The organism is uncultured Thermosynechococcus sp. (assembly GCF_937958135.1).
Taxonomy (GTDB): domain Bacteria; phylum Cyanobacteriota; class Cyanobacteriia; order Thermosynechococcales; family Thermosynechococcaceae; genus Thermosynechococcus.
In genome coordinates, this window is the sequence record NZ_CALGOG010000048.1 from 1 (window position 1) to 9,755 (window position 9,755).

At 53.7% G+C, this 9,755-nt stretch carries 11 protein-coding genes; 9 read left to right on the forward strand and 2 right to left on the reverse strand.

Annotation, left to right across the window (positions count from 1 at the left end; genetic code table 11):
- The 5 genes from Q0711_RS06265 to Q0711_RS06285 all read left to right on the forward strand — a co-directional run.
- A partial coding sequence (locus Q0711_RS06265) for a protein kinase (RefSeq protein WP_298614107.1) occupies positions 1-1,106 on the forward strand: 1,106 nt, incomplete at its 5' end.
- A gap of 194 nt (positions 1,107-1,300) precedes the next feature.
- Positions 1,301-1,555: a cytochrome b559 subunit alpha gene (gene psbE / locus Q0711_RS06270; protein ID WP_011057381.1), complete on the forward strand. Its 255-nt coding sequence runs from the start codon at positions 1,301-1,303 to the stop codon at positions 1,553-1,555.
- Between the two features lie 7 nt (positions 1,556-1,562).
- Positions 1,563-1,700 (forward strand): cytochrome b559 subunit beta, encoded by a 138-nt coding sequence (gene psbF, locus Q0711_RS06275; RefSeq protein WP_298614113.1) that lies wholly within the window; start codon positions 1,563-1,565, stop codon positions 1,698-1,700.
- Positions 1,701-1,712: 12 nt separating this feature from the next.
- Positions 1,713-1,826 carry a photosystem II reaction center protein L gene (locus Q0711_RS06280; protein WP_149820459.1) on the forward strand — a complete coding sequence of 38 codons (114 nt, stop codon included), beginning with the start codon at positions 1,713-1,715 and terminating at the stop codon, positions 1,824-1,826.
- A gap of 44 nt (positions 1,827-1,870) precedes the next feature.
- Positions 1,871-1,990 carry a photosystem II reaction center protein J gene (locus Q0711_RS06285; protein WP_071823295.1) on the forward strand — a complete coding sequence of 40 codons (120 nt, stop codon included), beginning with the start codon at positions 1,871-1,873 and terminating at the stop codon, positions 1,988-1,990.
- Here the strand turns inward: Q0711_RS06285 and Q0711_RS06290 are convergent.
- Positions 1,987-2,883: a sugar ABC transporter permease gene (locus Q0711_RS06290; RefSeq protein WP_298614116.1), complete on the reverse strand. Its 897-nt coding sequence runs from the start codon at positions 2,881-2,883 to the stop codon at positions 1,987-1,989. The two genes, Q0711_RS06285 and Q0711_RS06290, sit on opposite strands and share 4 nt — an antisense overlap.
- 93 nt (positions 2,884-2,976) lie before the next feature.
- On the opposite strand from Q0711_RS06290, the gene Q0711_RS06295 reads away from it, so the two are divergent.
- The 4 genes from Q0711_RS06295 to Q0711_RS06310 all read left to right on the forward strand — a co-directional run bounded on the left by Q0711_RS06295 (position 2,977) and on the right by Q0711_RS06310 (position 7,937).
- Complete coding sequence (locus Q0711_RS06295; RefSeq protein WP_366142721.1) at positions 2,977-4,011, forward strand: ribose-phosphate pyrophosphokinase; 1,035 nt, start codon at positions 2,977-2,979, stop codon at positions 4,009-4,011.
- A gap of 37 nt (positions 4,012-4,048) precedes the next feature.
- Positions 4,049-5,605: a bifunctional phosphoribosylaminoimidazolecarboxamide formyltransferase/IMP cyclohydrolase gene (gene purH / locus Q0711_RS06300; RefSeq protein ID WP_298614120.1), complete on the forward strand. Its 1,557-nt coding sequence runs from the start codon at positions 4,049-4,051 to the stop codon at positions 5,603-5,605.
- A gap of 9 nt (positions 5,606-5,614) precedes the next feature.
- The gene (locus Q0711_RS06305; protein WP_298614122.1) at positions 5,615-6,709 is read left to right on the forward strand and encodes a metallophosphoesterase; all 1,095 of its coding nucleotides are present in this window, start codon (positions 5,615-5,617) and stop codon (positions 6,707-6,709) included.
- A gap of 88 nt (positions 6,710-6,797) precedes the next feature.
- Positions 6,798-7,937, forward strand: a complete 1,140-nt coding sequence (locus Q0711_RS06310; protein ID WP_366142720.1) for an AI-2E family transporter — start codon at positions 6,798-6,800, stop codon at positions 7,935-7,937.
- Positions 7,938-9,210: 1,273 nt separating this feature from the next.
- Here Q0711_RS06310 and apcD read toward each other — a convergent pair.
- Entirely contained in the window at positions 9,211-9,696 is a 486-nt protein-coding gene (gene apcD / locus Q0711_RS06320; protein ID WP_298614126.1) for an allophycocyanin subunit alpha-B, read from the reverse strand.
- Positions 9,697-9,755: the final 59 nt, after the last annotated feature.

Sequence of the window (9,755 nt, forward strand, 5' to 3'; positions counted from 1 at the left end):
CTCCCCCAGAACCAATCTCGATACCATCAACCCAGTTCACCACCAGTGCGGACTTGCCCGAAACCCAATTGCCAATTCCAGAGGCTCCGCGAACAGACCTACTGGAAACACAACCGTCCAACCCTGACCCCTTACCTACACCGCCTGCAGATCCCACCCAGCTCCCAGAGGAGATTTGCACTATGGCCGTCCCCTCGTCGGCACCCCCAACCACAGAGCCGCAAACACCGAGCGGCACGCAGCCGGAAACCACCGCCGTTTCTGAGATTGCCGAGGAACCTAGTGAACCACTGCTCCAAACGGTGGGGGGACGCTACCGTCTCCTGAGTCAACTGGGAGAAGGAGGATTTGGACGAACGTTCTTGGCCGCGGATTTACACCTGCCGGATCATCCGATTTGCGTGGTCAAGCAGTTGGTGCCCTCCCGTAAGGATGAACGCTTTTTAGCCATTGCCCGTCGCCTCTTTCAGCGGGAAGCAGAAACATTAGCCCGATTGGGTCAACACGAGCATATCCCTCGACTGCTGGCGTATTTTGAGGAGGGGGGATATTTCTATCTCGCCCAGGAATATGTGGATGGCGAATCTCTCAAAGAGGAGTTTGAAAAGAAAGTTACCCTCTCCCAAGCCGAAGCCCTCGCCATTCTTAAGGGTATTCTGGAGATTTTGCAGTATGTGCATCAGTTTGGGGTGGTGCATCGGGATATTAAGCCCGCCAATATCTTGCGCCGCCGCAGTGATCAACAACTGTTTTTGATTGACTTTGGGGCGGTACGCCATGTCCAGCCGGAAGATTTACTTCAGCACGGCAAATACACGATTTCAATTGGTACCCGTGGTTATGCCCCTAGCGAGCAAATGGCAGGACGACCCGTGATTGCCAGTGATATTTACTCTTTGGGCATGGTTATTGTTGAGGGCCTGACGGGACTTGCTCCAATGGATTTGCCCTCTGACCCCCACACGGGGGATATTGTCTGGCAGCCGGGACGGCATCTGTCGCCGCAGTTTGTTGCCATTATCAACAAAATGATCAGATATAACTTTCGGGATCGCTACCAGAGCGCCGAGGAGGTACTCAATGATCTCGCCAAGGCCGGCCTCTAGCGAGCCACTGTTTGAGACTGTTTAGGCTCTCTAGGGAGCTTGCAGTTCTGCAACAGCCACTTGCCCACTTTCGCGGCTGCTTTATCTTGGGCGGGAGGGTGGATTTACGTAGTTAAATCCTTGTGAAAAAAAGCTGTATGATGGATAGTAGCGTTTCCTTTGCTAGACATTAGACACTTTGGAGGCATCGCAACGTGGCTGGAACGACAGGAGAACGACCATTTTCCGACATTATCACTAGTGTCCGTTATTGGGTGATTCACAGTATCACCATTCCGGCGTTGTTTATTGCAGGCTGGCTTTTTGTCAGCACCGGCTTGGCCTATGATGTGTTTGGCACCCCCCGCCCTGACAGCTACTATGCTCAGGAGCAGCGGTCAATCCCGCTGGTGACCGATCGCTTTGAAGCCAAACAACAAGTTGAAACCTTCTTAGAACAGTTGAAGTAGGATTGCCATGACCAGTAACACTCCTAATCAAGAACCCGTTTCTTACCCCATTTTTACGGTCCGCTGGGTGGCCGTTCATACGCTTGCTGTGCCCACGATTTTCTTCCTCGGGGCGATCGCGGCAATGCAGTTTATCCACCGTTAGGAAGGTACAGCCATGGAACCGAATCCAAATCGTCAGCCCGTCGAACTAAATCGCACATCCCTGTATCTAGGATTGCTGTTGATCTTTGTCCTTGCGTTGCTTTTTTCCAGCTACTTCTTTAACTAAAACTCTTTCCCACACCCGAATTTGCCTAGGAGGAATTAATCATGTTGTCTGAAGGTGGGCGTATTCCCCTGTGGATTGTGGCCACAGTGGCCGGCATGGGAGTGATTGTCATTGTGGGACTTTTCTTCTACGGTGCCTACGCCGGTCTTGGCTCCTCTCTCTAGAAGGTGGGGTCTTGGCGCGTACGCAACTGTAGCCAGAGGAGTCCAAGCGTCACTCCCAAAAGAACTGTTGCCGCCGCAGCGGCATAACCAAAGTCGAATAATGCAAAGGCCTGTTGGTAAATATAAAATACCAGCAGGTTTGTTGTATCTAGGGGGCCACCGCCAGTCACCACATAGACCTGTTCAAAACTGCGCAAGGTAAAAATGGTGGTTGTCACAAACACAAGGATTAGAGTAGGTTGCAGCCCCGGCAGTGTAATGTAGCGAAACCGTTGCCAAGCGTTGGCACCATCGAGGAGGGCGGCTTCGTAGCGATCGCGAGGAATGGTCTGCAACCCCGCCAAAAAAACCACTAGATTAAACCCCAACTGCTTCCAACTACTGAGCAAAATCAGCACCGGCATTGCCCATGTTGGATCACTCAGCCAAGCAATGGGTTCACCCCCTAACCTTTGCAGGAGTTGATTCACCGGGCCATCGCTTTGAAACAACCAACGAAAGCCTAAACCGGCGGCAACAATTGAGGTCATTGTCGGCAAAAAGTAGGCTGTACGCAAAAGATCCCGTCCGGCAATTGCTTGGTTGAGACCCACCGCCAATAGTAGGGGCAGCACAATCGTCGGTAGTACCGTTGCTGCTGTGAAATAGAGGGTATTGCCAATCACCTGCCAAAAGTCGGGACTGAGGAACAACTGTTGATAGTTCTGGAGGCCAACCCAGCGCACCCCTTCCTGACTAAAACTACCGGTTGTAAAACTGAGATAGACTAGGTACAGAATCGGCAAAAAAACAAAAATTGTCAAAAATAACAGTGCAGGTAAGAGGAATAACCAAGCTACACCTGTCGGTGACAAGAAAACATCCCCCAATTGTCGGAATTGCGATCGCGCCATTGGTAAAGATGATGACCTCAAAATTTGTTTTTCTATAATTTTCCTAATTTTCCTATAAATTCAACCCTAGGGTAGTGGCTCCCGAAGTTGGAAATGATAAGATCGAACTCAAAATGCACGCCATCTTGGGGAGATGCTGTGATTCACACTGCGCCATTGCCCACGACGACCCCCTCTCACGCTTCTGATCACAGTCGTCTAAAGCTGTTTTCGGGTTCTGCCAATACTGCCCTTGCTCAGGAAATTGCCCGCTACCTCGGTATTGATCTCGGCCCAATGGTGCGCAAGCGGTTTGCTGATGGCGAACTGTATGTGCAGATTCAAGAATCCATTCGCGGTTGTGATGTCTATCTAATTCAGCCCTGTTGCCGACCCGTCAACGACCACCTAATGGAACTGCTGATTATGGTGGATGCCTGCCGCCGCGCTTCCGCCCGTCAAGTGACTGCGGTAATTCCCTACTATGGCTATGCCCGTGCCGATCGCAAGACCGCCGGCCGTGAATCTATTACCGCTAAATTAGTGGCCAATCTGATCACTCAAGCAGGGGCAAGTCGCGTCTTGGCCATGGATTTGCACTCGGCGCAAATTCAGGGGTACTTTGACATTCCTGTAGATCATGTGTATGCTTCGCCCGTACTCCTTGACTACCTGCGCAGCAAAAATCTAGAGGATATTGTTGTAGTCTCTCCCGATGTGGGGGGGGTAGCCCGCGCCCGTGCCTTTGCCAATAAACTTGACGATGCGCCCCTCGCCATTATTGATAAGCGACGCCAAGCCCACAATGTGGCCGAAGTGATGAATGTGGTGGGGGATGTTAAGGGCAAAACGGCAGTGCTGGTGGACGACATGATTGATACAGCGGGCACGATCCTAGAGGGGGCACGAGTCCTGCGGCGGGAAGGTGCCAAGGAAGTCTATGCCTGTGCTACCCATGCCGTATTTTCACCGCCGGCGATTGAGCGCCTGCAAGGGGGTGACTTTGAAGAGGTCATTGTGACTAACACCATTCCGGTGCCGGAAAACCAACGCTTCCCCCAACTGACAGTGCTTTCGGTGGCGAGTATTCTTGGAGAAACCATTTGGCGGATTCATGAAGATAGCTCTGTGAGCAGCATGTTCCGCTAAAATTAGGTGTTCCCAGTCACCGAGGAGGAAGGCGGTCATGGGGCGAATTGCCTTACTTAGCACCAGTAATAAGCAAGGACTGGTGGAGTTGGCAACGGCCTTGGTGCAGGAGTTTGGCTTTACGCTCTTAAGTAGCGGCGGCACTGCAAAGACCTTGCAAGCGGCAGGAATTCCTGTAACCACTGTTGCTGAGTACACAGGAGCAGCGGAAATTCTCGGCGGACGGGTCAAGACCCTGCACCCCAAAATTCACGGCGGCATCTTGGCACGGCGCGATCGCCCGGCAGACCAAGCTGATCTGCAAGCCCAAGGGATCAATCCCATTGATCTAGTGGTTGCCAATCTCTATCCCTTTGCGGAAACCATTGCCCGACCCAACGTCACGCTGGGAGAGGCCATTGAGCAGATTGACATTGGAGGCCCCACGCTCATCCGCGCTGCTGCCAAAAACCATGCCTATGTAACGGTCTTGGTAGATCCGAGCCAATATGAGACCTACCTTCAGGAACTGCGTCTTTACGGTGAACCTCAGCCTGCTTTTCGCTTGGCCTGTGCTCAGCGAGCCTTTGCCCTGACCGCCTGTTACGATCAGGCGATCGCCACGTATCTCCAAGAAATCACTTCGCCTGGTGCTCCAGCGGAGATTCTGCCCCCCGTCTTTCACCTTATCGGACAGCAAAAACAAGTTCTGCGCTATGGGGAAAATCCCCATCAAAGGGCGGCTTGGTATATGACGGGGGCACACCCTAGGGGTTGGGCTACAGCTGAGCTGCTCCAAGGCAAAGAACTCAGTTACAACAACCTGCTGGATTTGGAAGCCGCACGGGGCGTTATTAGCGAATTCTTAGGGGACAGTGCCCCCGCTGCCGTCATTGTCAAACACACCAATCCCTGTGGCGTCGCTGAGGGCAAGACCCTAGTGGCAGCCTACGAGCGTGCCCTTGCGGCGGATAGCGTCTCTGCCTTTGGCGGCATTGTTGCCCTCAACCGCCCCTTGGATGTGGCCACGGCTGAAGCCCTAACCCGTACCTTTTTAGAATGTGTCGTGGCTCCCGCCTGTGAGGAAGCGGCGCTGCCCATCCTAAAAACCAAGCCGAAGATGCGGGTTTTAACCCTAGGGGAGTTAGAAACTGCTCCTCCTGTTACAGTACAGACAATTGCTGGGGGGTTTCTTCTCCAAGAGATGCAGGCAGCGCCAATTGAACCGCACACTTGGCAGGTGGTGACGGTCACAGAACCCCCGCCAGAGTTCATGGCCGAACTGATCTTTGCTTGGAAAGTGGTGAAGCATGTGAAGTCCAATGCCATTGTGGTCAGTCGCGATCGCCAAACCCAAGGGATTGGTGCAGGTCAAATGAATCGCGTCGGGGCTGTCAAAATTGCCCTTGATCAGGCAGGGGAGGCAGCGCGCGGAGGGGTGCTGGCCAGTGATGGCTTTTTTCCCTTTGCCGATTCTGTGCAAGCCGCTGCCCGTGCCGGTATTGCCGCGATTATTCAACCAGGAGGCAGTCTGCGGGATAATGAGTCTATCCAAGCAGCCAATGAAGCGGGAATTGCCATGGTCTTTACCAACCGGCGACACTTCCGCCACTAGGAAATAGCGATGGCGGTGCGACTCGGAATTATCAGTGATCCCCACATTGCCCTGCCGGCGACTATTCCGACAGATTCTCCCCCTATTTTTCTCTACGAAATCAGTATCCCTGCCTTTGAAGCCGCCGTTGCCCATCTCCTAGGGCTGGGAATTGATGCCCTCCTGATTCCCGGCGATCTGACACGGGATGGCGAGCGGGCAAACCATTGCTGGCTCAGTACCTATCTGCAAACCCTGCCGATTCCCTGCTATGTGATTCCGGGGAATCACGATGTGCCTCTTGCTCTAGGGGATAACAACCGTATTGGCTGGGCTGAGTTTCCCCAGTGGTATGCCCACGCTGGCTATGGCAAGAGCCTCAAGCATTACTATCAAACCCTGCTTGCAGACAATCTGCAACTGATTGCCCTAAATTCCAACCAATTTAGCTCAACGGGTCAGCAGGTGGGAGCAGTTGATCAAGGACAACTAGCATGGTTGGCGGCTCTATTGGCAGAACCCTTTTCTGGGCTGCGCCTTGTGATGATTCACCACAATGTCCTTGAGCATTGGCCACAGCAAAGCCAAAGTCCGATGGGGCAGCGCTACCTCTTGGAGAATCGGGCAGAGCTATTGAACCTATTGCGATCGGCAGGGGTGTCATTGGTCTTAACCGGACATCTCCATGTTCAAGACATTGCCTATGAGGGGGGTCTGTTTGACCTAACGACCGGTTCGCTGGTGAGCTATCCCCATCCCTATCGTCGGCTCATTCTGCAGGAACGCCCCCAGGGGGGGTGGCAAGTGGATGTGGAATCCTACCGCATTGAGTCCCTCAGTGCCTACCCCACCTTGAGTGATCTCTCGCGGGAATGGATGCTTCAGCGCGGTGTGGGGTTTATGGTGCGCTTTCTTACCTTGCCGCCTTTTAATTTATCGGAAGCTGAGGCCAAGCCCCTCGCCCAAGCTCTCTCGTTCCTCTGGCCGGAAATTGCCAAGGGAGATACCCAAGTCACGCTACCGACCCTACCGGAACCCTTGGCCGCCTACTTTGCCCAGTTCAATCACAGACCCCCAGCGGAGTATCCCCAGCTCCGCGACAACAATACCGTCTTTCTCCTCTAGCCAAGTCGGGGGTTGGGCGGAGAGGGCTTCAAAACCTGCTCTAATCCTATTCTAATAGGGAGTTGAGGTCGGGATTGGACGCAAAACGGTGACGTTTGGGCAGTGGATTGGGCTATTGGTTTTGGGGGTGTGTCTCTACATCCTCTGGGAGATTCGCCAAGTGTTGCTTTTAGTCTTCTTAGCGGTGGTCTTGGCAACGGCCCTCAACTGGCTACAACTGCGGCTCCAAAGCTGGGGACTGCAACGGGGACGGGCGATCGCCATCAGTATTAGCTTGACTTTCCTGATCATCCTTGGCTTCTTTTGGATGATTATTCCCCCCTTTTTGCAAGAAGCGCAGCAACTGGGGGTATTGATTCCCAAAGGTCTGGAGCGACTGGAGGCATGGCTTGATGAGATTGCTTACCTTTTACCAAGTAGCGGCTTTGATGACACTCCTGTAATTAATCGGCTAATTACCCAATTAGAGCCGTTCCTTGAGCAAATTTTTAATAACTTCTTTGCCCTCTTTTCCAATACACTGGCGGTCTTACTGAATACGCTGCTGGTCTTGGTGCTGACGGTGATGCTCGTGATTGATCCCCAGCCCTACCGCCGCGGTTTTATTCGCCTGTTTCCAGCTTTTTATCGGTCTCGCATTGACACCATTCTCACTGAAAGTGAACAGGCACTCTTGGCGTGGCTGGCGGGCACAGGCCTGAATATGCTCGTAATCGGCGTAGTCAGCGGCATTGTTCTTGCTCTGCTGGGGGTACGGTTGGTCTTGGCCAATGCCTTTTTGGCGGGTCTTCTGGAGGCAATTCCCAATATTGGCCCTGCTTTGAGTGTGATTCCACCGATGATCATTGCTTTTATTGACAACCCTTGGCGAGCAGTGGCGGTGCTGATTGCCTACATTGTCATTCAACAGTTGGAGCAGTACCTACTGGTACCCGTCGTCATGGCCAAACAGGTGGCGCTACTACCGGCGGTCACCCTCGTTTCGCAAATTGTGTTTGCGATTTTCTTCGGCTTTTTAGGATTGCTGTTGGCGCTGCCCTTGGTGATTGTGGGTCAGATTTGGTTTACGGAAATTGTGCTCAAGGACATTCTGGATCGCTGGCAGCCCAACCCGCCACCTGAAGCGTCAAATCCACCAGTTTTGCCGCCGCCCCCGCCGCACCCACCTGCGCCTGCAAGTCCTGCCGCATCTGACTCAATTCCTGAGGGTGATTCAGAAGATACTTAATGTAATCCGCCACCGCCGCCGGCTCAATGGGACCCACCAGCTCCGGTACAATTTCTCTGCCCGCCCAAATATTCGGCCACGCCTTGTAGCCAAGCCCCTGTTTTACCAAGGCCCAATCTATTTGGGGCGATCGCCACAACTGCCAAAAGCGCCGCCAGCCCAATCCTTTGGCGACGAGTGCCCAAAAGACCAGCGCCGTCCACTGCCGTCCGATCGCCGGCAAGCCCACCAGTAAGCCCGCTAAGCCATCCCAAGGGTGTGCTCGCCGTACCCGTAACTGTTGAGCAGGCAACAGAACAATCATCGGCACATTCAAGGCGGCAAGTTCTGCGGTATTGGCGCCAACGGTAGTGACACAGAGAGCAAGTTGCCGTAGGAGAGGATAGTTGGGTAGCTGCTGCCAGAGATAGATTTTCGTTCCCCTTGGCGTCTCCAAATAGGGCAACCCTTCCTTGGGTTGGATGAGTGTGGCAGTGGTGCCCTCAACGTGCTTGAGTTCCGGGTTAAAGTGGGGATCGGCGTAACCGCTAAGGGTGTTGAGCGTCAGGGTGGGTGCCACGGGAATCACACAGGAAATCGGGGGATGGGCGGCAGCTAAATGGTCGGCGATCGCCAGGCAAAGGGGTACCCCCAACTTAAGTTTATTGGGCTTGGAACCGACCATCAGACCCACAAGGGGAGCCTCTGGGGCAAGGCCTAACTGCTGGCGTACATCAGGCAAAGAATCGAGGGCAAGGGCTTGCACATCGGTCATCAGATCTCCCACCACCGCCACCTTGGCGCTGGTTTTGCCCATGGGTAAAGGACGGCGCAGCCCAATGCCATCTACCCACCTTTGCCAACGTGCCTGCCACTCACAGTAGAGCACACAGCGATAGCCTAGCCGCTTGGCCAGCAGGACTGCAAACAGTTGATCGCCTCCCAAAAAGACCACAACCCCTTGGGGAAACCAATCCCATTTGCTGCGAGTGGTCTTTGTGCGCACAAGGTGCCAAAACTCTGTGGCCGGCAGCACGCGATCTACCCCTGGATAGCGGCGGGCAATCTCCGCCTCCTGACCACTGGCATGGGGACAGGGAACCATCACCACTGAGACTCGGATGCCTTGTTTGACCTGTTGCCGCAGCGCCGTCACAAAGGGATAGACCCACGTGGCCAGTTCACCGGGGCCATTACTCAAAATGACGACTTCGAGGGGCTGTTTCATAGAGGGTGGCCTTGCCCCCTTAGGGGTTCAAACAAGCGGCCACTGGGCGTGGTGTTGCCCCTTGTCCTAGGACATTTCCTGAATAATGTAATCAAAATAGGGAGCAGCAACTTCGGCATCTTCGGTGCTCAGCAGTGCCAAGGAGGCCTCCTTCAGGCAACGGATTGCTTCTGCCATGCCGGCCATTGGCACGCCCAGGGAGTTGTACATTTCCCGTACACCAATAATGCCCGTGCGCTCAATGGGGTCTTTGTCACCCGCAAGGATGCCATAGGTAATCAGGCGCATATACCAGCTGTAGTCGCGCAGACAGAGGGCACGCTGTTTCTGACCGTAGGCATTCCCCCCCGGTGAGATGAAGTCAGGCCGCTTCTGCCACAGTTGTTTGCTGGCTTGCTCAACAATGCGTTTCTCATTTTCGGCCAGTGTTGTGGCAATGCGGAGACGTTGCTCACCCGTTCGGAAAAAGTCAATAATCGTCTGTAGTTCGCCCGTGGTGGGGTAGCGTAATTCATCATCCGCTTTAAGAAGAACCTGACTAATGACACTCATATTGCTAACACCGCTTAATACATCCCTCATTTTAGAGGACGGTGACCCCTTGTTGACGC

Bases quoted from the DNA above. Each gene is read 5' to 3' on its own strand.
- Q0711_RS06280 (WP_149820459.1), top strand. From the start codon at position 1,713: ATGGAACCGAATCCAAATCGTCAGCCCGTCGAACTAAATCGCACATCC.
- Q0711_RS06290 (WP_298614116.1), bottom strand. From the start codon at position 2,883: ATGGCGCGATCGCAATTCCGACAATTGGGGGATGTTTTCTTGTCACCG.
- purH (WP_298614120.1), top strand. From the start codon at position 4,049: ATGGGGCGAATTGCCTTACTTAGCACCAGTAATAAGCAAGGACTGGTG.
- Q0711_RS06295 (WP_366142721.1), top strand. From the start codon at position 2,977: ATGATAAGATCGAACTCAAAATGCACGCCATCTTGGGGAGATGCTGTG.
- psbF (WP_298614113.1), top strand. From the start codon at position 1,563: ATGACCAGTAACACTCCTAATCAAGAACCCGTTTCTTACCCCATTTTT.
- apcD (WP_298614126.1), bottom strand. From the start codon at position 9,696: ATGAGTGTCATTAGTCAGGTTCTTCTTAAAGCGGATGATGAATTACGC.
- Q0711_RS06305 (WP_298614122.1), top strand. From the start codon at position 5,615: ATGGCGGTGCGACTCGGAATTATCAGTGATCCCCACATTGCCCTGCCG.